The following is a 22,270-nucleotide window of genomic DNA, read 5'->3' as shown; positions in this document are numbered from 1 at the left end:
CCCTTAGTTGTTGGGCCGGGCATCCACTGAGTCATCCGACTTGCCTGTTACTGCGGCCTTGCCGTGGCCCCCGTGGCTGCCGTGGAAGAAATGCATCAGCGGACACAGCAACACTAGCGCAAAGGATAGCCAGGAGGCAACGTGGCTCCAGTCCCGGACGCCAAGCGCAATCGCCGCACCGCCGGCTACCGTAACCCAAGAGAAGCCGCGAAAACGCATGAATCCATGGGCCGCCCTGCCGGAGGCCGACGATTGGGGGCTGCAGTTCTTCATGACACGTTCCTTACACGAAGATGACGGGCATCGGAGGTGCGGCACTTCCGTGTCACGCCTGATGACGCCAGCTTAGACGTTCCCATCGTTGTAAGGTCAAGCGCAAGGAGGGTGCGCCGGTGGCAGGACTGTTCTCAAAGGCTAACCGCGCTTGGGTCCAGTATGGGTTGGCCGCCAATGAGAAGGCGCCTTTAGAATGACGAAGTGCTGAGCACGGGACTGCCGCTAGCCGAGCTGCGGCCTTGTGCTTCGTATCAGGGAAGACGACACCGCCGCCGAAGCAGTCGTGTCCCCTGGGCCGCTCTTTTCGCGGCCCACGGTAGGATGCCTGCAAGACGTCCGTAGCTGGATGGCTGCGCCTGCAGTGAGATGCGTGAATCAGGCGCCGTCCGTAAAGGTGTCGCGCGTTCCAACGGCGTGGCTGCCGTCACTGAACGGGTCGCGCGTACCCATCGCGTGGCTGCCGTCGCTGAACGGATCGCGCGTACCCATCGCATGGGCGCCATCAGTGAAGGAATCGCGCGGCGAGGTCACGCCGGCATTTGCTATGCCGGCCACGCCGCCGAGGGTTGCAACAGTCAGTGCGACAAGAGCAGTCTTCTTCAACATACACGTACGCATTTTGCTTCTCCTTTTCGATAATTGGCTCCATGAGCCTGCCAACACAGTGTAGAAAGCGGTACCCCACCGAGCCGTGACACCCACATGACAAAGCGGTCATCTCGGGTAGCCCGATGGGTAGGTCAGATTCGGTCCGAGCGGGTACCGAGGTCAGCCGCCGGTAAAGAGCCGACTACGTTCGATATAGACGCGTACACCTTGAGCATTCGGCATGCCCGGCAAGAGGATGCCCAGGTCTACGGTCGTTCCGCGAATCGACTCAGCGAACTTCCACGTTGCCTCCTGCTCCCCACTCCGAAATGTCACGGTGTCGCCGGACGCAACGTTGACGTACTTCATGCCGGGGGTCACTGTCACTGTGCGAGAGGCTGTTCCCGCAGGTACCTGGCTGCCAAAAATGGCGGCCTGCGAACCGACACGCGTTGCACTTACCTGCCCTGTTGCCGGAGCTGCAGCGGGATCTGCGGCCTGGCGCTGAACGTGCTGCGCCACGTCATCACCTGCGTTGGTCCTCGACTTGTCGGTGCTCCATGCAGAGGAGATGGACAACGCCGAAAGAACTAGCGCGGCGGCCACGGACTTGTTGGTTTTCATGGTGCACTCCATTGAAGTTTCGAGGCATCGACCTCTTGAATCAATGGTATGAGGCCGTCTCTCACCAGGGCGTTACGCAGCCATTACATCCCGGTAAGCTGTAGTGCCACTAGTCTGTCGAGTCGGCGATGCCATTCACGGATGCACGTCAGAAGGCAGGCATTCAAAATCGCACTGAAGAACAGCCGACGTTGCTTGACCTTCCTCCTATGGGAAGGTCCATAGTTACGGTAGACGGACTGCAACGTCCGTCGAACAGGGGGCCCCAGCCAGGGAGCGAGCCCTTTTCGCGCGGAGGTGACGCCATGACTGCCGCTACACAGACCTTGAATGACGATGTCCTTGCAGTGTTCAGGCGGGCATGCGAGCAAGAACAATATGCAGTCGCCGATCTTCTCCTGAGCGCCCTCGAAGCCATGGCTGGTCAAGACGAGGACAGCCGGCAACTGGACGAGGCGTATCTTGTGGTGGCGCACTGCTGCGCGCCCGCAAGCCGCTGCGCTGCGTCGGATAGCGCCCCGGCCCTACAGATAAGCGCCTCCTATACTGAAGGCATGCAAGGACAGACGGCACCTGCTTCAGGTCGTACGTCTGGCACGAGGGCGTGAGAAAATGAAGCAACTCTGGCGAGTCATCCTGCTGGTGACGCTCGCTGTGGCGTTCCCGTTGCGCACCCTTGCCATGTCTGCGGAGCGCTGCTGCACGTTCGGCGCTGTTCAGGCGTACGCTGCCCAGACCGACGTTGAGGGGACTGGCGATGGCTGCGATACGCCAGGCCTCTGTGCCGCAGGCGCGCCGTCCGGCAACACCGCTCACTCGATGTGCACTGCAACCTGTGCCGCCGCCGCCGTCACGCCGGCGATGGCAGGGAGCGCTGCGAGCCTTTGGGAATCTATCCTGTTCGCTCATCCGGAGCTCCCTTATTTCTCCGTTGTGTCGCCGCCCCTTGAGCGGCCACCTCAGGCGATAGTCTCCTGAGGTATCCGAACGCGGACAGCGCTGGTCCATGGCGTGCGCTAACGCGCCCAGCCTGCGAGCGCCTGTCCGGCACAAGCAGCAGCGACTGCCGCCCGCCGTTTCCGGCATCGACAGCACCATGCTGCTCGCAGTCAACGGGGAAATCATGAAGACCATCTTGTTTACTATGGTCGGCGCCATCGCCACTTCCGTATCCTTGGCCGCCGTGGCAGGCCCAGACTTTTATGTGATCGAAAAGGCGCGTGCCTCCAAGCAGGCAGAAGCGCACAAATCAGTGTCTCAACCCAAGGTCTGGCACATCGCGTAGCGGTTCCCCGCGACGCGATTCCGCGCGGGCCGCCACGCTTGCTCCCCATCCTCAACTGCTGTTTCCGAACGTAGCCTCCGACGCAACGCCTGCTATCGTGCCGAATGGCCCAGACAGGTTCTCGCTTGGCACGGACTCGATGACCATGAGGTCGATCAGCCTCATGCAGGAATTCACTCGCTCGGCGAAGCGCCAGGCCCGCGCCGAGCGTTTCGAGGCCGAGGCGTCTTCGGCCGAGGCCCAGCGCACGGTGGCGCTGGCCACCGTGCAGCGCGGCACCGCTACGGCATGGCTTGACCGCTGGTATGCCGAACGCGCGTACGGCGTGCTCACCGAACAGGCGAAGTCTATCAAGCTGATGGTGGATGCGGCACGGGCTGCCTATCGCGGCAACCGCGGTTCTCGCGCCGATATCCTGGCGGCCGAGCTTGAATTGCAGCAACTGCAGGATCGCGAAGACGAAGCCCGCGCCGCGGTCGCCTCGTCCCGGGCGATGCTGCGCCGGTGGGTCGGCGACGTTGCGGAGCTGCCACTGACCGAGCGCCCCGCGCTCGATGCGCCGGCCTGGCTCGATACTCTCGATTCTGCCGGCGCCACGCAACTGCCAGACGTCGCGGCCGCGGAGGCCCAGGTTAGCGTGGCCGAGGCGGATAGCCGCGTCGCGCGCGAGAACAAGGTTCCTGACGTCAGCGTCGAGCTGATGTACAGCCAGCGCGGCCCCGCCTACTCGAACATGGTGTCGCTGAACGTTTCGCTGCCGGTGCCCTGGGACCAAAAGAATCGCCAGGATCGCGAGCTGGCCTCCAAGCTCGCGCAGGCCAACGCTGCACGGGCGCAAGCCGAATCGGTACGCCGTGGCCTGATCGGACAACTCCGCGGCAAGCAGGCCGAATTGCAACTCAGCCAGTCACGCCTGGAGCGCTATCGAAATACCACCTTGCCACTGGCGAAGGCGCAAACCGAGGCGGCCCTGACTGCCTATCGCGCCGGCGCCGGCAGTCTGACAGCGGTGGCTGACGCCAGCCGCAAAGCGCTCAACATCTCCCTCGAACGGCTCAAGCTGGAGGCAGCGACCGCCAGGCTCTGGGCCGAGCTCACTTTCCTGATGCCGTTACCGACAGCCGCACAACCCATGTCGCCGCAAGGAGCCCAACAATGAAAAGGACCACGATTGCACGGACGGTGGCGGCCCTCGTTGTGGTGGCGAGCGTCGGCGGTGCCTATTTCCTCGGCCAACAACAGGGACGCCAGCATACGGCCTCGTCAACGACGCCCGCGGGCGGCTCCGGTGATGCGAGCCTCAAGGCCGGGGATATCGATCCCAGGACGGGCAAGCGCATCCTCTATTGGCATGATCCGATGGTGCCGGGCCAGCGCTTTGACAAATCGGGCAAGTCGCCCTTCATGGATATGGCGTTGTCGCCTGTGTACGAGGAGGCCGCTGGCGGCGCGGCCGTCACCATCGACAGCCGCGTGACCCAGAACCTTGGTATCCGGACGGCCGAGGTCAAGGCGGGCCGGCTGGAAGCGGCACTGGAAGTTCCAGGGAATGTCGCGATCAACGAACGCGGTATCGAAGTGCTGCAGGCCCGTACGACTGGATTCGTCGAGCACGCGTATGCCAGGACGACGCTGGATCCGGTCCGTAAAGGCCAGCCGCTGGCGCAGATCTACTCGCCTGAATGGGTCGCCGCGCAAGAGGAATACCTCGCCGTGGCCCGCATGGGCGGCAGCCTACAGAGCGATTTGCGCGAAGCCGCCATTGCCCGCATGCGGCAGGCTGGCATGACCGAGAGCCACATCCGCCTGGTGCAGAACACCGGCAAGCTACAGCCGCGGCTCACCGTCACGAGTTCGGTAGACGGCATCGTCACTGAGATCGGCGCGCGTGACGGCATGACGGTGTCTCCCGGCACGACGCTGTTTCGCATTGCCAGCTTGGCAACGGTATGGGTGCTGGCCGAAGTGCCGGAGAGCCAGGCCGCGCAGCTACGGCCCGGACAAAACGTGTCGGCAGTCGCGGCAGCCCTGCCCGGACAAACGCTGACCGGCAAGGTCAACGCCATCCTTCCAGACATCAACACAGGCACCCGAACTATCAAGGTGCGGATCGAGTTGCAGAACAAGGGCCGTCAGTTGTTGCCAGGCATGTTCGTGACTGCCCGCTTTGGTGCCTCACCTGGACCCGACCGCCTGCTTGTCCCGACCGCCTGCTTGTCCCGACCGAGTCGCTGATCCGCACCGGGACGCGCACGATCGCCATGGTGGAAACCGGCCAGGATGGCTTCAGCCCCGTCGAGGTCAAGACGGGTGCCGCCGCTGGCGGGCAGACCGAGGTGATCGAAGGCCTCAAGGCTGGGCAGAAGGTCGTGGTCTCCGGGCAGTTTCTGATCGACTCCGAAGCCAGCCTGCGCGGTACCGCGCAGCGCATGACGGCAGCGCCAGCCGCTTCGGCACCAGCCGCCGCGGCTGCAGGGCCGGAGCACGAAGGCGTCGGGCGTGTGGAGGCGGTGAGCGCTGCAGGCATGACGATTTCCCACGGCCCGATCCCGTCGGCACAGTGGGGCGCCATGACCATGGACTTTGCTGCGCCGCCGTCAGGCATGCCGAAGGGGTTCAAGCCGGGTGATCGCATCCGGTTCCGCTTCCACCTGAACAACGAAGGCGCGGCGACCCTGTCATCGGTTGAGCCCGCCACCTCTGCGCAGGGAGCCAAACCATGATCGTCCGGCTTATCCTTACTTCCATCCGCAATCGCTTCCTGGTGCTGCTGGCAACTGCCATGCTTACCGCCTGGGGCTCGTGGGCCGTGCGCAGTACACCGCTCGATGCACTGCCGGACCTGTCCGACGTGCAGGTGATCGTCCGCACGCCATTCCCCGGCCAGGCGCCCCAGATCGTAGAAAACCAGGTCACCTATCCCCTGACCACGACGATGCTGTCCGTGCCCGGCGCCAAGACCGTGCGCGGCTATTCGTTCTTCGGCGATTCCTATGTCTACGTGCTATTCGAGGACGGGACCGACCTGTACTGGGCGCGCTCGCGCGTGCTGGAGTACCTGAACCAGGTGCAATCGCGGCTGCCGGCAGCAGCCAAGCCCGCGCTCGGCCCCGATGCCACCGGCGTCGGCTGGATCTATGAGTATGCCTTGGTTGACAAGACCGGCCAGCATGACCTCAGCCAGCTACGGGCGCTACAGGACTGGTTCCTGCGCTTCGAGCTCAAGTCCCTCCCCAACGTCGCCGAAGTGGCCTCGCTCGGCGGCATGGTCAAGCAATACCAGATCGTGCTGATGCCGGATCGGCTGCGCGCCTATAACCTGTCGCAAGCCAAGGTGCTGGCAGCGCTCAAGGGCGCCAACCAGGAAACCGGCGGCTCGGTGCTGGAGTTGGGCGAAGCGGAGTACATGGTCCGGGCGTCCGGTTACCTGAAAACGCTGGACGACTTTCGCCAGATTCCGCTGGTCACCAGCGAGGCGGGCATCCCGGTACGGCTGGGCGACGTTGCCACCGTGCAGCTCGGCCCCGAAATGCGGCGTGGCATTGCCGAACTGAATGGCCAGGGCGAAGTTGCCGGCGGCGTCATCGTGCTGCGGTCAGGCAAGAATGCCCTGGAGACCATTGAAGCGGTCAAGACCAAGCTCGCCACCTTGCAAACGAGCCTGCCAAATGGCGTTGAGATCGTCACGACATACGACCGCTCGGCGCTGATCAAGCGAGCGGTGGACAACCTCACCACCAAGCTGATCGAGGAATTTGCGGTCGTGGCACTGGTCTGCCTGGTGTTTCTCTTTCACTTGCGCTCGGCGCTGGTGGCCATCGTCTCGCTGCCGCTGGGCGTGCTGGCCGCCCTCCTGGTGATGCGCTACCAGGGCGTGAATGCCAACATCATGTCACTGGGGGGCATTGCCATCGCCATCGGTGCAATGGTCGATGCCGCGGTGGTCATGATCGAGAACGCGCACAAGCATCTCGAGCACTGGCATGCCGACAACCCGCAGCGCGAACTCAGCGAGCATGAGCGCTGGCGCGTCATTGGCGAGTCGGCGGCCGAGGTCGGGCCGGCCCTGTTCTTCTCGCTACTGATCATCACGCTGTCGTTTATTCCGGTGTTCACGCTGGAGGCGCAGGAGGGCCGGCTTTTCTCGCCGCTCGCCTTTACCAAGACCTATTCCATGGCGGCCGCGGCGGGATTGTCCGTCACCTTGGTACCGGTTTTGATGGGTTATATGATCCGCGGCAAGATTCCGTCGGAGCAGGCCAATCCGCTCAACCGTTGGCTTATTCGCGGCTACCAGCCGCTGCTCGGCAAGGTGCTCACGTATCCGAAGACCACGCTGGCGATTGCCGCCGTGCTGCTCATCGCTACCGCGTGGCCAATTATGCGCATTGGTGGGGAATTCATGCCGCCCCTGGATGAAGGGGATCTGCTCTATATGCCCTCGGCGTTGCCAGGTCTCTCCGCAGGCAAAGCCTCCCAGCTCCTGCAGCAGACCGATCGACTGATCAAGACCGTGCCGGAGGTCGCGACGGTGTACGGCAAGGCGGGCCGCGCCGATACCGCAACCGATCCGGCGCCGATAGAGATGTTCGAGACCACCATCCAGTTCAAGCCGAAGGACCAATGGCGTGCCGGCATGACCACCGACAAGCTGGTGGAGGAGCTCGATCGCGTCGTCAAGGTGCCAGGGCTATCCAACATCTGGGTGCCGCCGATCCGCAACCGCATCGACATGCTCGCCACCGGCATCAAAAGTCCGGTGGGGATCAAGGTCGCCGGTACGGATCTGAAGGAAATTGATCGCCTGGCCACGCGCATCGAGGAGGCCGTCAAGACGGTTCCCGGCGTCACCTCCGCGCTGGCCGAACGGCTCACGGGCGGCCGGTACATCGACGTCGATATCGATCGGGGCGCTGCGGGTCGGTACGGCCTGAACATTGAAGACGTTCAGGCGATCGTCTCATCGGCCATCGGTGGCGAAAACGTCGGCGAAGTGGTCGACGGGCTCGCGCGCTTTCCGATCAATGTCCGGTATCCCCGCGACTATCGGGACTCCATCGAGCAACTGCGCAGTCTGCCGATCGTGACCGACAAGGGGCTGCAAATCACGCTGGCCGACGTTGCGCGCATCCAGGTCGTGCAAGGGCCGCCCATGCTGCGCAGTGAAAACGCGCGACTTTCAGGGTGGATCTACGTCGACATTCGCGGCAGAGACCTGCGTTCGGCGGTGCAGGACATGCAGACGGCGGTCGCCAAAGCCGTCCCGATGCCAGCCGGGTACTCGTTGAGCTGGTCGGGGCAGTTCGAGTATCTCGAGCGCGCCACCGCCAAGCTGAAGGTGGTGGTCCCGTTCACCCTGCTGATCATCTTCGTCTTGCTGTACCTGGTGTTCGGACGGCTGGATGAGGCGCTGCTCATCATGGGGACCCTGCCGCTGGCCTTGATCGGCGGCTTCTGGCTACTCTATCTGCTAGGGTACAACCTGTCCGTGGCCGGGATTGTCGGCTTCATCGCTCTCGCTGGGGTCGCTGCCGAATTCGGCGTCATCATGCTGCTCTACCTGAAACATGCCTGGCAGGAACGGCTCGAGGATGGGCAAATCAATCTCGCGGCTCTGCACGATGCCATCCAGGAAGGCGCCGTGCTGCGTGTGCGCCCGAAGGCGATGACCGTGGCGGTGATTCTGGCCGGCCTGCTTCCCATCATGTGGTCGCACGGCACCGGCTCAGAAGTGATGCAGCGCATCGCTGCACCGATGGTCGGCGGCATGGTGACGGCGCCGCTGCTGTCCATGTTTGTGGTCCCGGCGGTGTATTTGCTGCTACGCCGCCGTCAGATCAAGCAGACTTCCCTTTCCCCCAACCTCACACCTCAGGAGGAATCGCAATGAAACACCTCAAGACCCTCGCCGCCGCCCTGGCCCTGATTACCGCGCCGGCCGTGTTCGCCGCGGGTTCGATGGACGGCATGGACATGAAGGCACCCGCTGCCTCACAACAAGCGCCTCGGCCGGTGTCCGCAGAAACCAAGAAGATCGATGCGCAGACCGGCAAGGTTACGCTCAAGCACGGCCCGATTGAGAACTTGGGTATGCCAGGCATGACCATGGCGTTTCCGGTCAAGGATCGCGCCTCGCTTAGCAAGTTCAAGGAAGGCGATGCCGTGTCGGTGACCTTCGACAAGGTGGATGGCGCGCCGACGGTCGTGGACATGCAGCGCAAATAATCCGCGCCATGCGCGTACGGCTTGCTGCCAACGGCCGTGCGCGCCTTGACCTTCCATCAGGCCTGACAATGTCAAGCCGCCTGCTTTCGGGTCGCCGTTGCGCAAGGGGCCCGGCTGACCGGATCCAAATCGAATTTCTATCGTGCGCCGCTCCCCTTTTGATCTGCCACACGATGTGCTTGTTGTCGTCCTGAGCTCACTGGCAATCATCCTTTGTATGCTCGGACTGTTTGCTTGGTATCTGCGGCGACGGCACGGCTCTCGCCGGCGAACCCGCAACCAACATGGCACGGTCTCGCGCAAGCGCACCAGGAGGCCGACGAGACGGCGTAAATAGCGGTCGGAAAGGGGTCGTCCACTGGTTATCTCCTTGCAATGGCGCGCACGGCTGGGCTTCCATTGAATCATCATGGTACGGGCGACGCCCAGGCGCCGCCGCTACTTTGCTTGCATCCGGGCTAGCAACAGCTCAGGCCACCCATCATGCGCTGATGCATCAAAAGCATGCCTACCACACCAAGAATGGCAATCACGCCGATGGCAGCGCACACAATCAAGATGACTTTCCAAATTGACGATTTGTTCACGCTTTGTCTCTCCTAACGCCTAGCTGATGCCGGCAAAGTTCGTCACGGCATTTAACCTCAGCAACAAGAACGATGCCGCAGACGCGCGAGCGAGCTGGCTACCCAATGGACCTGAATGCGACAGGCATCGGCACTGAGGCGGCTGAAATGAGCGCGGTTGTTCCTCAGCCTGCACAGCAGGATAGTTGCGCCACATCCCTGGAGAAGGTCTGCGCGGCCAGTTTGAGTCCCTCGACCATTGTCAGGTATGGGAACAACTGGTTTGCCAGCTCCTGCACGGTCATCCGCGCCCGGATCGCCAATGCTGCCGTCTGGATCATTTCACCTGCTTCCGGCGCCACCGCTTGCACGCCGATCAAGCGGTCCGATCCTGCCTCAGCGACCAGCTTGATGAAGCCACGCGTGTCGAAATTGGCGAGCGCGCGCGGCACGTTGTCGAGCGTCAGCAGCCGGCTATTGGTCTCGATGCCGTCATGGTGCGCTTCCGCTTCGCTGTAGCCCACGGTGGCGACCTGCGGGTCGGTAAACACGACCGCCGGCATCGTGCTCAGATCGAGCGCAGCATCGCCTCCGGTCATGTTGATCGCGGCGCGAGTGCCGGCTGCCGCCGCCACGTAGACGAATTGCGGCTGGTCGGTGCAGTCGCCGGCGGCGTAGATATGCGGCGCCGTGGTGCGCATGCCATGGTCGATGACGATCGCACCCTGCGAGTTGACCGTCACCCCCGCCGCCTCCAGTGCCAGCTCACGCGTGTTGGGCGCGCGGCCGGTGGCGACCAGCAACTGGTCGGCGCGAATTTCGCTGTGCCCAGTGGTGAGCACGAATTCGCCGTTCGCGTAGGCCACCTGGCTGGCCTGCGTGTGTTCCAGCACCGTGATGCCGTCGGCACGGAAGGCGCCTGCCACGGCCTCGCCGATGGCCGGATCTTCCCGGAAAAACAGCGTGCTGCGCGCCAGGATCGTGGCCTTGCTGCCGAGCCGGGCGAAGGCCTGCGCCAGCTCCACGGCCACCACCGACGAGCCGATCACGGCCAGCCGCTTGGGCAGGGAGTCGCTGGCCAGCGCCTCGTTCGAGGTCCAGTAGGGGGTGTCCTGCAGGCCGGGGATCGGCGGCACGGCCGCGCTGGCGCCAGTGGCGATCAGGCAGCGGTCAAATGCCACCTCGCGCTCGCCGCCCTCGGCCAGGCGCACGATCAGGGCATGCTCGTTCTGGAAGTGGGCCTCGCCGCGCAGCACCGTGATGGCCGGGGTGCTTGCCAGGATGCCCTCGTACTTGGCGTGGCGCAGCTCATCGACGCGCCCCTGCTGCTGGGCCAGCAGGCGTTCGCGCGAGATCGCCGGCGGTGTGGCCGGGATGCCGCCGTCGAATGGGCTTTCGCGGCGCAGGTGGGCAATGTGGGCCGCGCGGATCATAATCTTGGACGGCACGCAGCCAACGTTGACACAGGTGCCACCAATGGTGCCGCGCTCGATCAGGGTGACCTGCGCACCTTGCTCGACGGACTTGAGCGCCGCCGCCATCGCGGCGCCGCCGCTGCCGATGATGGCGATATGCAGGCTGCCGGCTTCGTCCCCGGACTTGTCACCGCCGCTCAGCCAGCCCAACGCCTTGTCGAGCAGGCTGCCGCGCTTTTCCGCCGGCGGGGCCTCGGCGAGCATGACCCGGTAGCCGAGGCCGGCCACGGCAGCGGTCAACGAATCCGGCGACGTGCCGGGGTCGGTAGCGAGTTGCGCCGTCCCCTTCGGATAGGACACGACCGCAGACCGCACGCCCGGCACCTTCTCCAAGGCATCCTTAACGTGGACGGCGCACGAGTCGCAGGTCATGCCAGTGATCTTCAATTGGGTCATACTACAGTTCCTATGTTCACTTCGGCAGCGGCCAACGCGGTCAGCCGCGCTTGGCCGGGGGTTCACAGGCGTTCGGTGCCCCGCAGCACTTTGCCGGCGAGACGAAGTCCCAGATCGATACCACGACCATGAAGGCCAGGCCGACATAGAGCAGCGCCTCGCTGCGCCAGCCAACCGTCAAATACACCGCGGCCAGCACCAGGAGGGGGCCGATCACGCCGAGCGCAGTCCGTTGCCACTGCCGATGGTTAAGCCAGGCGGTCGCATTGGCGAGCAGCGCGATGCCAGCGAACCCTGGCAGCAGGACGCTTATGAACAGCCCTTCGTACTGGCTCAGGAAGCCCAGGCCAATGGCCGCGCCCAGGCCGGCGATGGCGGGAAAGCAACTTGCGCAACCCATCGCCGAGACGATGCCGCCGAGCGCCCCTGCCTTGTTGGCCACGCGCGTGATCAGTCCCATGATCTTGCTCCCGCGTTCGCTGCGGGGCTTACCGCTTGACGCTGGACGGATAGCCCGCGTCCTCGGTCGCCTTGGTCAGTTTCTGCACGCTGGTCTTGGCATTGTCAAAGGTGACGACGGCCTGGCGCTTCTCGAAGCTCACGTCGGTCTTGCTCACGCCGTCGACCTTGGAGAGCGCCTTTTTGACCGTGATCGGGCAGGTTTCGCAAGTCATGCCCGGCACGGACAGCGTGACGGTTTGCATGGCGGCCCACGCGGGAGCGACGGCGGCGAGCGCGAGGGCGGCAAACAGCTTCTTCATGGCGAACTCCTGATCAGTAGAAAAATGGCATCACGTAGGGAAATCCGAGCGCAACCAGAACCAGCAGGGCGACGGCCCAGAAAATGAGCTTGTAGGTGGCGCGTACCTGCGGGATAGCGCAGGCCTCGCCCGGCTTGCAGATTTGCGCCGGGCGGAAAATGCGCCGCCAGCCGAACAACAGTGCCACCAGCGCCGTGCCGATAAACAGGGGCCGATATGGCTCCAGCGCGGTCAGGTTACCGATCCAGGCCCCGCTGAAACCGAGCGCGACCAGGACCAACGGCCCCAGGCAGCAGGTGGAGGCGAGGATGGCGGCCAGCCCGCCGGCAAAGAGTGCACTGCGCCCGTGTTGCGGTTTCGACATGCGCTTGGTCTTTCGAATCGGGAAGGGATAACGTAAGCTTACTTCCGTAGTTTTGTACGGAGTCAAGCGGGATGGAGCGCAACTTGGAGAATTTGACCATTGGCGCCTTCGCCAAGGCGGCCGAGATCAATGTGGAAACCATTCGGTTCTACCAGCGCAAGGGGCTGCTGCCGGAGCCGGACAAGCCTTATGGCAGCATCCGCCGCTATGGCGAAGCGGATGTGACGCGCGTGAGGTTCGTGAAAGCGGCCCAGCGGCTGGGATTCAGTCTGGAAGAAATTGGCGAACTGCTTCGCCTGGAGGACGGCACCCATTGCGAGGAAGCCAGCAGTCTGGCCGAGCGCAAGCTCAACGACGTGCGCGCAAAGCTGGCTGACCTGAGACGCATGGAGGCTGTGCTGTCCGATCTGGTGTGCGCCTGCCATGCCCGACAGGGCAACGTATCCTGCCCGCTGATCGCGTCGCTGCAAGCGGGAAAAGTTCGCCAAAGGGCGTAGTGGATGCGGCTACGCTGCTCCAGCTCGTTCCGGCTTTTGCTCTGCCGCTTCGTCGCAGCCGGCCTCACATGTGCCGTCTCGACGGGCAAGCGACCTGGCCGAGTCAGACATCGTCGCGGGGGCGCAGCGGCTCTAGTGGGCGCAGCGCATGCACGGCGCGCTTGAGCAGCACGATCCAGTCGTCCAGTTCTTCTATGATGGCCTCGGCTTGGTCCACGAGGGTCGGACCAGTGGTTGGATACGACAATGCGGCGCCGTTGATCAGAGTATGTGCCATGCCGTGCAAGCACAGCAGATCGTCGCGCAGCCCGGCTGGCTCACAGCAACGCGCGCGGATCGCATCGAGTTGTTCCACCACGCGCAGGATGGTGGTCGTGTCGAACGTGTCCCGAAGCGCTTGCAACGCCTCGGCGTCGACCCTGCCGTAAGGGGTATCGGTGTCAGGCATGACGCGGTTTGCGGACGGAATGGGCGGGGCCGGCAAAGAGGCTGTCGCGAATCCAGGCTTCCGGCAACCGCTCCAAATTGAGTTTATAGTCGCCGAAGCGCTTGATGTTGCTGGTGAGGTAGGGACTCAGGAAGCCGATGTCGGCCACGTCGACCTTGATCCCTTCCTTCACCATCGCGCGCAGGGCCTGCATCATATCCGCCGTGTTCTGAAGAATCACGGCCGAGGCGATCAGGTCGTTGTAGCGCAGGCGCTTCTGCTGTTCGTCGGGGTCGTTTTCGGCCAGCACGTCACCGCCGAACGAGAACCATTTGGCAAAGCCATTGTAGGACTCGATCTTGTTGGTGGTCGCGGTGATCTCCTGGCGCAACTCGCGGCTGCCGATCCATTCGAGCAGGAACGCCGTGCGCACGACCTTGCCGAGTTCCTGCGCCGCCAGAAACAGGCGGTTGCGGCGGCTTTCCGAGCCGAACCGGCGCAGCAGGAGCGGCGAGGAGATTGTTCCGGCCTGAATCGATAGCGCTACCTGCATCAGGTCCTGCCAGTGGAAGGCGATCAGGTCCCAGTCCACGATGTCCGAGAACAGCCGGTCGATGTGCTTGTATTTGGTGTTGGCATCGGCTCGGTAAAGCTTCAGATCCTGCCAGTTGCGGATGCGCGGCATCAGGTTGATGCCCAGCAGATGCGTGAAGGCGAACACCGCGGCCGACTGGCCCTGGGTGTCGGCGTGCACGGTATCGGCCTCGACACTCAAGCCGGCCTTGAGCAGACCCTCGATCACGTAGATGGCTTCCCACACGCCGGGCGGAATGAAATGCCGGAACACCGCGATGTAGTTGTCGGCCACGTGCCGGTAGGCCACCGCGCCCATCTTGCGGTAGCGGAAGTGGTAGCCGGCCAGCAGGTTGTTGTCGTAGAAGTCGTACTGAGTGCCGTCAGCCGCGACGGTCTTGCCATCCCCCCAGTGCTTGGGCAGGTCGAGCCGCAGATACAGTTCGATCAATTCCCGCTGCGCGGTTTCGAGACGCTCCAGGCTCAGATGCCGGCGGTTGACGAACGACATCATGTGCGGCGTGACCCGATCCCCCATATGGCGGGCGGCCTGGGTGGGCCCCAGGTTGCAGCCCATGGCGAAGATAGTCAGCAGGTAGCGCTCGGCGGCATTGCGGATCTTGGGGTCGCTGCCGGAGAGCGGGCCGAAGTGCCGCGTGAAGTGGGTCCAGTGCTCGATGTTGGCCAGCACGTCCAGCAGATTGCGCGTGGGCATGCGCCGGATCAGCGCCTGTTGCAGGGCCACCGCGCTGGCCGGGATCTCCCTGGCGATCGTCCGCTTGAGCACGGGTTCGCCGTCCTGGCCGATGGTGACGTGCTGGCGCTTGTCGGGAAAACTGGCATCCAGCGTACGCGCCGTGTCGGTCAGCCACTGGCGTAGATGCGCCACGAAGTCCTGCGCGTTGGCCGGCATGTCCAGCTTGGCGCAGTATTCGGGCAGGCGCCGTTCGCATTCCCGCCAGGGCAGTAGGTGCGCACGGTAATCGGCAAAGGCATCCGACCCCACCACGCACAGGTCGCCGGAGCGTAGCTCGTTGACCATATGCGAGAGCACGCAGAGTTCCAGGTAGCGCCGATTGGTGGGGGCGCCCTGGTCGTGGGGGCGGCGCACCAGCTTTCGCCACCGTTCCGAGGCGAAGCTCACATCGACGTCGGCGGCGATCCATTCGCGATGCAGGGATTCGTTCTCCAGCACCACCGCAAGTGCCGCCAGCAGCGTGCGCGACTGGCTGGTCGACTCCCATTCCAGCACCTGCGCCAGGCGCAGCATCACGGAGCGGTGCGCGCGGAAATGCCGCCATAGCAGCGGCAAGTAGTTGTTGCCGCTGAAGGCCCGCACCTCGGCGCAGCTCTCGCGCAGCGGCTCCAGATCGCCGGACGGCGCAAGGAAGCAGCGCACCTGCCGGCCGATCAGCGCGTCGTCCTGGCCGTCGGCGACGATATCCACCACGCCGTCGAGCAAGGTGACCAGCTTCTCCATCTGCGCGCGCTGATGAGACTGGATGCGCTCCATCTCGTCGCGCGCCCGCTTGTGGATGGCGCCCATGCGCCGGATGAACATCTCCGCGAGATCGTCGCGGGTGCGCACGCGCATATGGTTGAGCAAGGCAACGATCAGCGTGTAGCGCTTCTCAGGCAGGATCTCCCGTAAATTGGCCGCGTCCAGGCTCATGGCCTGTCCGGCCAGCGAGCGCAGCTTCGAGGCGGGCACGCCTGCGATTGCGCCAGAGAAATCGCCAAGACCATCAAGTAAGGTCAGGTGTTCTATGAGTAGGTTGAGATGCTTGCGTGATGGACGGCGCGCGTGGCGCTTGATGTTGTTGTAGGCGGTCAGGCGGTTGGTGAACTCCCGGATGAGAAGCTGGTCCAGCCGTTGCCGTTCCTCATCCGACAAGCGCCTTGCGACGCGTCGAAACAGCGCGGTCTGCGTGCGGGTGTGAATCTGTTCGGCAATGTTGTCTAGGGTGGAGAACGCTGGCAGCTCGACCTGGTGCAGGATCAGCGCATCTATGGTGGCGTTGATGATGTCCACCTGCTGGTCCATCGTTTCCGCGGCTTCGCGCGCGGCCCGGATCGTGACCTCGTTGGCATCGGTGCCAATATAGGGCTGGACGCCGAGAAATTCGCGCACCGCCGTGTAATGCCGGTATAGCGTAGGGGACAGCTTGCGGTCATAGCCAAACGCGGCATCTTGCGCCAGACCAGCGCTGGCGCGCACATGGTCGATCACGACGACGGGAATGCTGTCCAGGTTGGGGAAGTAATGCAGTTGCTGGAAGACCTTCAGCAGTACCAGCAAGCCAAGTCGCGGACCTTGTCCACGGGTTGAGCGGGTGGACCACTCCAGTTCCTCAGCACCCGGCGTGTAGCACGCCTGTAGCTCCTTGGTGGAGAAAACCTTCGGGAAACGCGGGTAGGCGGTACGCTCGACGGTGGCCATACAGGATCTCGGCAATCTCTGAAGGGCCAGCCAGTCTAGCCGAGGATGGTGGCAAAATTCCAGACCAGCGTTATAACTGAATGGAATGTTTTTGCTTGCCTATATAACCACAAGGCTTATGATAGCCGATTGTCCTTATCTTGGCATGCCCCCTTGTAGTGTTCAAACGCAATGGCCAGGCGAGAGAGTGCCGTTGGCACATCGGCCTTGTCCACCTAGCGGTGTCTGCGTGTCCTGAGGTACAGGGGCAACTCCAATTGAATAAATGACCGAAATGCGTCGAGGTCCAGCCGCACGTCTCGGTCGAGCGAGCGACGGTTTATGGCCGCAAGGCGCCGTTCAGACGGCGGGCGGCCCTTCTGCGGGCTCTTCGCTAGGCGTGGCGGAAAGCGGATGGTGTTGCATCGCGCGCTCCAAGTCGAGCCGATTTACCAGTCGCTGCCGCTTCACGCTAAGGGACACCTTGGCTGGGCGTGGAGGATCCCCCGACAGTGTGCGAGATGGCGCCCCCCAGCGCCGGTTGTCGCGCAAAGCCTGCACCTCCGCAGCAATGGCCAACGTCCGGCCGAGGCGCTTGTTGTCAACGATCTCAGCCTGGTCGACTTCGGCGAACCGGTCATAGGTGGTGTAGGGCAGGGAAGCGCCATCCGCCCACAACTCGACATGACCATCCGGGTGCTCGGCCACCTCGATGTATCGGTGGATCAGGCCGCGGTGTTGCGGGAGATCTTCGAGCAGGTACAGCACCTTGGCGTACTGCAGCGTCAGGCTCTGTGACACCTTGCGCCACTCCCGCCAGCTGAAGATCCGTGCCAGATCCTCATCACCGCGCAGTGGCCGGTGCGCGTCGAAGTCGCTCCGTGGGGCCTTGGCGAAGCGCGTGTTGAAGTCGGCCATGAACGCCGGCGCGAACGCGTTTGCCGCCTCCATCGTATGGACTCCGTGAAGCCGAAGTTCCTTGACCAGACGGTCCTGCAGCGTGCCGTTCATCCGTTCCACGCGGCCCTTGGCCTGGCTCGTGTTGGCGCACACGATGTCGATGTTGAGCTCGTACAGGGCTCGCCCGAACTGGGTGTAGCCCCGGCCTTCGGTCGTGTCTTTCTTGTTGACGCGGAAAATCCCAGCCTTGTCGGAATAGAACGCCTGCGGCTTGCCGTGGCGCGCTAGGTAAGCGCGGGTGGCGGTGAAATAAGCCTGCGTCGACTCTGTCGGCACGAACAGCAACTCCATCAACCGGCCCGTGGCATCGTCCACATAGACCAGTAGGGTGCATGCCGGCGCCCGTTCCTCGAACCAAGCGTGGTCGCTGCCATCGATCTGCACCAGCTCGCCCAGGCAGGCCCGGCGGTTGCGCGGCTGGTGGACTTTGGGCGGTCGCTGCCGGCGCGGCACCCAGAATCCCGCGTCGATCATGATCCGGCGCACCGTCTCCTTGGCCAAGTCGATGCCGTGACGCTCGCGCAGCTTCTCGGCGGCCAAGGTCGGGCCAAAATCGGCGTAGCTGTCGCGGATCAGGCCGCGCACGCGCGCCTCGACGCCTGGCGGGAGCTGGTTGTGTCCAAGCTGGCCCCAGCGCCGGGAGACGAGGCCCTGTGGGCCGTCCAGCCGGTAGCGCTGCGCGAGCCGCTCAACCTGGCGCCGGCTGAGACCGAGCTTCTCGGCGGCGCGCCAGACCATCAGGCCGTCCCGCACGACAGCCTCGATGATCTTGCAGCGATCCAGTTCCCGCAGGCTCATGGTAATGGTGTCCGGTCGTGTCATGTCGTGCTCCAGCGTGGTCGTGAGGTACGACATTTCAATCTAGCCTAGGTACGACACTACAACTTAGCTGCTACATCTGATGTCTAGGGCGATCTCAGATGTCGGGGCGCGCGGCAAATTCAAATGTCGGCACGGGCGTGCGGTTTGTGCGGGGTTCGGTGCTTGATCCGGGGGCCGGTAAGGCGGTGGGGCTAGCCGGTGAGGGCGGCGGGGCGCAGAGCATGGTGGTGGCCATCGCGCGCTCGAGGTCCATGCGGTTGATCTGCCGCTGGTGCCGCGTGCCCGGGGACAAAGCCTTCTCCCGCGGCGGCTCGCCCGCCATCGTGCGCGACGGACCCTGCAGGTGCCGGTTGTCGCGCAACGCTTGCACCCGCTGCGCGATCGCCAGCACGTGGCCCAGGCGCTTGTTCTCCACGATCGCCCCCTGATCGATCTCGCTGAGCCGGTGATAGGTGGTGTAGGGCAGGCAGGCGCCATCGGCCCACAACTCGATCCGTCCGTCCGGATACTCGGCCACCTCGATGTAGCGATGGACCAGGCGGCGGTGCGCGGGCCGGTCCTCGAGCAGGAACAGGACCTTGTCGTACTGCAGCGTCAGGCTCTGCGAGACCTTGCGCCATTCGCGCCAGCAGAAGATGCGCGCCAGGTCCTCGTCGCCACGCAGCGGCCGGTGCGCATCGAAGTCGCTGCGCGGCACCTTGGCAAAGCGCGTGTTGAAGTCCGCGACGAAAGCCGGCGCGTAGGCATTGGCCGCGGCCATCGAGCAGATCCCGCGCAGACGCAGCTCCTTGACCAGGCGGTCCTGCAACGTGCCGTTCATCCGCTCCACACGACCCTTGGCCTGGCTCGTGTTCGCACACAGGATGTCGATGTTGAGCTCGAACAGCGCGCGCCCGAACTGCGTATAGCCGCAGCCCTCGGACGATTGCCGCCGATTGACGCGAAAAACGCTGTACTTGTCGCTGTAGAACGCCAGCGGCTTGCCGTGCCGCTCGACGTAGGCACGTGTGGCCGTGAAGTACGCCAGCGTCGATTCGGTCGGCACGAACAGCAGTTGCATCAGCCGCCCGGTCGCATCGTCGACATAGACCAGCAGCGTGCAGGCCGGCGCGCGGTCCTCGAACCATGGATGGTCGCTGCCGTCGATCTGCACCAGCTCGCCCAGACAAGCGCGGCGGTTGCGCGGCTGGTGGACCTTGGGCGGGCGCAACTTGCGCGGGACCCAGAAACCGGCGTCGATCATGATTCGGCGCACCGTCTGCACCGCCAGATCGATGCCATGGCGCTCGCGTAGCTTCTCGGCCGCGAGCGTGGGGCCAAAGTCGGCGTAGGTATCGCGGATCAGGCCGCGCACGCGTGACTCGATGCCGGGCGGCAATTGACGATTGCTGCTGCGTCCGCGCTTGCGAGAGCTCAGCCCGACTGGACCGTCGGCGCGATATCGGACTGCGAGCCGCTCGATCTGACGCCGCGACAGGCCAAGCTTCTCGGCTGCACGCCAGACTGGCAGACCTAGCTCGACCACGGCTTGAATCACCTTGAGTCGGTCCAGTTCGCGCATCGTTATCGTGATGGTGTCGGGCCTTGGCATAGCGAGCCTCCCGGTCTGCGACAAACGCGGAAGCGGAAAGCATGCCTAGCCTTGGTCCAGGGTGCGACATTTCTATTTAGCTCAGATACGACATTACTATTTAGCGCCAACATCTGATATTGGCGCAATGATTGTTATGTTAAATAAAATTTATGTGTCAGCTCATTCCATTCGGCGATAACGGCGCCGAGGAGCGGACGATTGAGCATGGTGCTGACGCCTGGTCGACGACCTGGCGTCAGACCTGCCGGGCTATTTTCCTGGCTTAGGGTTCGGAGCGACCTGAGTATCTGAAGCCTCCAACTGCATCGAGCCTTGCGCCTCTGCTTCGTCGTTATCGGTGACAGCTGGCTGCGCGGTTTCCTGCTTTCGTTGGCGGTAAGCAAACGTGCCAATGTTCCCGCTCAGGTAGGATTTCAACATCTCAATCTTTAGGTAAGTACGAGCCTCGTACAGTTCCTTATCTTGGATGGACAGACCAATTGCCGCCGCCGAAGAAACATCCTTTGCGACGATACCGATCTTCGCAAAATCGAGACGCTCTGCGTAAATCGTGCTTACCCGGTGCAAGAGGAACCTCAATACGCCGTGACATACTGCTAAGATAGACACGCACACAGTCAAGTACGGAAGGCGGGTCACGAATACAGTGAGGAGGTCAATGTGTGGCTCCTTGACATACTTGACTGAAAGATCAACAGCCCCGAAAAGAAGTTGTCCAGTCAAGAGCACAATCACCACTAGCGGCACAACACACAACCACAAAAATGTGCGCGCCTGCTTCGCTCCATGATCGGAGAAGGATGAGAATTCTTCCGAAAAGAGATTAACATTTGTTGTGAGCGCGCGGAGTTTCCTCTCCGCGACGGAGATATCAGACGCCAGCGCCTGTTGATGCGCTCTGCCCTTGGCTAGTTCCGAATCGATGCTTCGACCGGTTTCCTCTTTTAGCTTGATCTGTTCGGCCAGCGATTGATTTTGCGCATCCGATTTTGCAACCTCGTTCAGCAAGGCTTTTAGCCTTAAATCGGCCTGCTGGGCCTTTTCCTTAGTTTCATCAATCTCTTCTTCGAGAGCAGCAAGTTCCTGCTTGGTCGTTGCCTCCAATTGCGATACTGCGTCCTCGCGCTGCTGTAAAGCCTCCTGCCGGCCCTGAAGGGCTGTCCTCGCTTTAGAGATTTCTGCAATCGCGCCTCCGCGCAACTCCTGCAGCTCTGTCAGATCTTTCGATAGCTGTTCAAAATCTTGGGCAAGAAAGCCGAGAATTCTGATGGATTCAATTTGGAGGGTTCGTTTGGAAAAGAGCTCGAAGAATCCTGGTGGAAGAAGCAAGGAGACGCCACTGCAGACGCAATTTGTATGGAATCTGAGTTGCGAAGTAATAGCGTTCTCGCTCCACTGATTGCGGACTTGGCGAGCGGCTAGAGCATCGTAAGCCAAGAGCTCGATGCCAGCCCCAACGGCCGGCCTCGAGAAATTGATCTCCACTGTTGCAACGAAAGCCGGCTCGGCGAAGTTAATATCACATGGCTCGCCGGAACGCAGACCAAAAGATTTTTCGTTTTCACTCTTCAGTGTACGACTAATGCCCCCTGATCGCTTGCTAACAAACTCCGCCGGGAAAGTCGTCATCACAGGCTCTTCCCTAGCCTCCAGTTCCGACAGGACCTGGTTGGCAACCTCATTTTTCATATTATGTCCCCTTGTCTTTTACACATTATCGCATTACATTGTGAAAGACTTCTACATCAATCGCCGCCTCATGCGCACCCTGTGAACGATTGAAGAAGTGATCGAGTGCGAGAGTTGCCCGGAGTGCCGGAATTTGAGGCTGGTCAGACGTACCAATGTCAGCTGACTGTGAGGAAGGTTGATGGATAAAGCCTCTGCAGCCTCGCAAACGACTTGTGCGCGAGCAGGCGGAACCGCTGGCGGTGCCGCGTGCGTTGAATGAGAGCTGGTCCATGGACTTTGTGCATGAACCAACTCGCCGACGGCCGCAGCATTCGTCTGTTCAACGTCATCGACGACTTCAACCGTGAGGGGTTGTGTATCGACGTGGATTTCTCGCTGCCGTCGCCGCGGGTGATCCGCTCCCTGGATCAGGTCATCGAGCGGAGGGGCAAACCGCAGGCGATCCGATGCGACAATGGCCCGGAGTACGTCAGCGAAGCGCTAAAGGGCTGGGCCGGCAAGCGAGGCATCGAGCAGCAGTTCATCCAGCCAGGCGAGCCGCAGCAGAATGCCTATATCGAGCGGTACAACCGGACCGTCAGGTATGACTGGCTGGCGAACCTGTTCGATACCGTAGCGGACGTCCAGGACTACGCCGCCAAATGGCTGTGGTCTTACAATCATGAGCGCCCGAACATGGCGCTCGGAGGCATCACCCCGAAACAACGATCGGCCATCACGGCCTAG

General features: G+C 62.8%; 18 protein-coding genes and 2 pseudogenes. 8 read left to right on the top strand and 12 right to left on the bottom strand.

Annotated features, from left to right (window positions below):
• Positions 1-3 precede the first annotated feature (3 nt).
• The 3 genes from DFLDMN_RS31330 to DFLDMN_RS31320 form a co-directional block, all read right to left on the bottom strand.
• A complete protein-coding gene (locus tag DFLDMN_RS31330; RefSeq protein ID WP_205182442.1) occupies positions 4-273 on the bottom strand; it encodes a DUF2933 domain-containing protein in 270 nt (89 codons plus the stop codon).
• 378 nt (positions 274-651) lie between these two features.
• Positions 652-882: a hypothetical protein gene (locus DFLDMN_RS31325; protein WP_240202917.1), complete on the bottom strand. Its 231-nt coding sequence runs from the start codon at positions 880-882 to the stop codon at positions 652-654.
• Positions 883-1,044: 162 nt separating this feature from the next.
• The gene (locus DFLDMN_RS31320; RefSeq protein WP_205182453.1) at positions 1,045-1,488 is read right to left on the bottom strand and encodes a CzcE family metal-binding protein; all 444 of its coding nucleotides are present in this window, start codon (positions 1,486-1,488) and stop codon (positions 1,045-1,047) included.
• Between the two features lie 612 nt (positions 1,489-2,100).
• On the opposite strand from DFLDMN_RS31320, the gene DFLDMN_RS31315 reads away from it, so the two are divergent.
• From DFLDMN_RS31315 to DFLDMN_RS31290, 6 genes and pseudogenes are all read left to right on the top strand, one after another.
• Entirely contained in the window at positions 2,101-2,466 is a 366-nt protein-coding gene (locus tag DFLDMN_RS31315; RefSeq protein WP_205182455.1) for a hypothetical protein, read from the top strand.
• Between the two features lie 118 nt (positions 2,467-2,584).
• Complete coding sequence (locus tag DFLDMN_RS31310) at positions 2,585-2,773, top strand: hypothetical protein (RefSeq protein ID WP_205182457.1); 189 nt, start codon at positions 2,585-2,587, stop codon at positions 2,771-2,773.
• Positions 2,774-2,912: 139 nt separating this feature from the next.
• A complete protein-coding gene (locus DFLDMN_RS31305; protein WP_374105060.1) occupies positions 2,913-3,932 on the top strand; it encodes a TolC family protein in 1,020 nt (339 codons plus the stop codon).
• A pseudogene (locus DFLDMN_RS31300) lies at positions 3,929-5,496 on the top strand (efflux RND transporter periplasmic adaptor subunit). Before DFLDMN_RS31305 ends, DFLDMN_RS31300 begins: the two are co-directional and overlap by 4 nt.
• Positions 5,493-8,663, top strand: a complete 3,171-nt coding sequence (locus DFLDMN_RS31295; RefSeq protein WP_205182459.1) for an efflux RND transporter permease subunit — start codon at positions 5,493-5,495, stop codon at positions 8,661-8,663. Before DFLDMN_RS31300 ends, DFLDMN_RS31295 begins: the two are co-directional and overlap by 4 nt.
• On the top strand, positions 8,660-8,998 hold the full coding sequence (locus tag DFLDMN_RS31290) for a copper-binding protein (protein WP_205182461.1): 339 nt from the start codon (positions 8,660-8,662) through the stop codon (positions 8,996-8,998). The genes DFLDMN_RS31295 and DFLDMN_RS31290 overlap by 4 nt, the downstream gene beginning before the upstream one ends.
• A gap of 751 nt (positions 8,999-9,749) precedes the next feature.
• Here the strand turns inward: DFLDMN_RS31290 and merA are convergent.
• Genes merA through merT form a run of 4 tightly spaced genes read right to left on the bottom strand, consistent with a single transcriptional unit; the run spans position 9,750 to position 12,560 of the window.
• Positions 9,750-11,435 (bottom strand): mercury(II) reductase, encoded by a 1,686-nt coding sequence (gene merA / locus DFLDMN_RS31285; protein ID WP_205182463.1) that lies wholly within the window; start codon positions 11,433-11,435, stop codon positions 9,750-9,752.
• Positions 11,436-11,475: 40 nt separating this feature from the next.
• Positions 11,476-11,895, bottom strand: a complete 420-nt coding sequence (gene merC / locus DFLDMN_RS31280) for an organomercurial transporter MerC (RefSeq protein ID WP_205182471.1) — start codon at positions 11,893-11,895, stop codon at positions 11,476-11,478.
• Between the two features lie 28 nt (positions 11,896-11,923).
• On the bottom strand, positions 11,924-12,196 hold the full coding sequence (gene merP / locus DFLDMN_RS31275; protein ID WP_205182473.1) for a mercury resistance system periplasmic binding protein MerP: 273 nt from the start codon (positions 12,194-12,196) through the stop codon (positions 11,924-11,926).
• Positions 12,197-12,209: 13 nt separating this feature from the next.
• Positions 12,210-12,560 carry a mercuric ion transporter MerT gene (gene merT, locus DFLDMN_RS31270; protein WP_205182475.1) on the bottom strand — a complete coding sequence of 117 codons (351 nt, stop codon included), beginning with the start codon at positions 12,558-12,560 and terminating at the stop codon, positions 12,210-12,212.
• A 71-nt stretch (positions 12,561-12,631) separates the two neighbouring features.
• Between merT and merR the strand changes: the two genes are divergently transcribed.
• On the top strand, positions 12,632-13,057 hold the full coding sequence (gene merR / locus DFLDMN_RS31265) for an Hg(II)-responsive transcriptional regulator (protein ID WP_205182477.1): 426 nt from the start codon (positions 12,632-12,634) through the stop codon (positions 13,055-13,057).
• A 103-nt stretch (positions 13,058-13,160) separates the two neighbouring features.
• Here the strand turns inward: merR and tnpC are convergent, their stop codons facing one another.
• The 5 genes from tnpC to DFLDMN_RS31240 all read right to left on the bottom strand — a co-directional run bounded on the left by tnpC (position 13,161) and on the right by DFLDMN_RS31240 (position 21,541).
• Positions 13,161-13,505, bottom strand: a complete 345-nt coding sequence (gene tnpC / locus DFLDMN_RS31260; RefSeq protein WP_205182479.1) for a Tn3 family transposase post-transcriptional regulator TnpC — start codon at positions 13,503-13,505, stop codon at positions 13,161-13,163.
• Positions 13,498-16,497: a Tn3 family transposase gene (locus DFLDMN_RS31255; RefSeq protein ID WP_205182481.1), complete on the bottom strand. Its 3,000-nt coding sequence runs from the start codon at positions 16,495-16,497 to the stop codon at positions 13,498-13,500. Before DFLDMN_RS31255 ends, tnpC begins: the two co-directional genes overlap by 8 nt.
• A 339-nt stretch (positions 16,498-16,836) precedes the next feature.
• Entirely contained in the window at positions 16,837-18,258 is a 1,422-nt protein-coding gene (locus DFLDMN_RS31250; RefSeq protein WP_423200805.1) for an ISNCY family transposase, read from the bottom strand.
• A 94-nt stretch (positions 18,259-18,352) separates the two neighbouring features.
• The gene (locus DFLDMN_RS31245; RefSeq protein WP_423200795.1) at positions 18,353-19,849 is read right to left on the bottom strand and encodes an ISNCY family transposase; all 1,497 of its coding nucleotides are present in this window, start codon (positions 19,847-19,849) and stop codon (positions 18,353-18,355) included.
• A 252-nt stretch (positions 19,850-20,101) separates the two neighbouring features.
• Positions 20,102-21,541 (bottom strand): hypothetical protein, encoded by a 1,440-nt coding sequence (locus DFLDMN_RS31240; RefSeq protein ID WP_423200794.1) that lies wholly within the window; start codon positions 21,539-21,541, stop codon positions 20,102-20,104.
• A gap of 194 nt (positions 21,542-21,735) precedes the next feature.
• Here DFLDMN_RS31240 and DFLDMN_RS31235 point away from each other — a divergent pair.
• Positions 21,736-22,270: pseudogene (locus DFLDMN_RS31235) on the top strand (DDE-type integrase/transposase/recombinase); the annotation flags it as partial.

It is taken from the genome of Cupriavidus sp. H19C3, assembly GCF_049393815.1.
Taxonomy (GTDB): domain Bacteria; phylum Pseudomonadota; class Gammaproteobacteria; order Burkholderiales; family Burkholderiaceae; genus Cupriavidus.
Note: the sequence above shows the minus strand (reverse complement) of the source record. Positions and strands in the feature narration are given on the sequence as shown.

Coding starts and splice junctions, on each gene's coding strand:
- DFLDMN_RS31295 (WP_205182459.1), top strand. CDS start 5,493: ATGATCGTCCGGCTTATCCTTACTTCCATCCGCAATCGCTTCCTGGTG.
- merR (WP_205182477.1), top strand. CDS start 12,632: ATGGAGCGCAACTTGGAGAATTTGACCATTGGCGCCTTCGCCAAGGCG.
- DFLDMN_RS31240 (WP_423200794.1), bottom strand. CDS start 21,541: ATGAAAAATGAGGTTGCCAACCAGGTCCTGTCGGAACTGGAGGCTAGG.
- merT (WP_205182475.1), bottom strand. CDS start 12,560: ATGTCGAAACCGCAACACGGGCGCAGTGCACTCTTTGCCGGCGGGCTG.
- tnpC (WP_205182479.1), bottom strand. CDS start 13,505: ATGCCTGACACCGATACCCCTTACGGCAGGGTCGACGCCGAGGCGTTG.
- DFLDMN_RS31250 (WP_423200805.1), bottom strand. CDS start 18,258: ATGACACGACCGGACACCATTACCATGAGCCTGCGGGAACTGGATCGC.
- DFLDMN_RS31320 (WP_205182453.1), bottom strand. CDS start 1,488: ATGAAAACCAACAAGTCCGTGGCCGCCGCGCTAGTTCTTTCGGCGTTG.
- DFLDMN_RS31290 (WP_205182461.1), top strand. CDS start 8,660: ATGAAACACCTCAAGACCCTCGCCGCCGCCCTGGCCCTGATTACCGCG.
- merP (WP_205182473.1), bottom strand. CDS start 12,196: ATGAAGAAGCTGTTTGCCGCCCTCGCGCTCGCCGCCGTCGCTCCCGCG.
- merC (WP_205182471.1), bottom strand. CDS start 11,895: ATGGGACTGATCACGCGCGTGGCCAACAAGGCAGGGGCGCTCGGCGGC.
- merA (WP_205182463.1), bottom strand. CDS start 11,435: ATGACCCAATTGAAGATCACTGGCATGACCTGCGACTCGTGCGCCGTC.
- DFLDMN_RS31315 (WP_205182455.1), top strand. CDS start 2,101: ATGAAGCAACTCTGGCGAGTCATCCTGCTGGTGACGCTCGCTGTGGCG.
- DFLDMN_RS31255 (WP_205182481.1), bottom strand. CDS start 16,497: ATGGCCACCGTCGAGCGTACCGCCTACCCGCGTTTCCCGAAGGTTTTC.
- DFLDMN_RS31330 (WP_205182442.1), bottom strand. CDS start 273: ATGAAGAACTGCAGCCCCCAATCGTCGGCCTCCGGCAGGGCGGCCCAT.
- DFLDMN_RS31245 (WP_423200795.1), bottom strand. CDS start 19,849: ATGCCAAGGCCCGACACCATCACGATAACGATGCGCGAACTGGACCGA.
- DFLDMN_RS31305 (WP_374105060.1), top strand. CDS start 2,913: ATGACCATGAGGTCGATCAGCCTCATGCAGGAATTCACTCGCTCGGCG.
- DFLDMN_RS31325 (WP_240202917.1), bottom strand. CDS start 882: ATGTTGAAGAAGACTGCTCTTGTCGCACTGACTGTTGCAACCCTCGGC.
- DFLDMN_RS31310 (WP_205182457.1), top strand. CDS start 2,585: ATGCTGCTCGCAGTCAACGGGGAAATCATGAAGACCATCTTGTTTACT.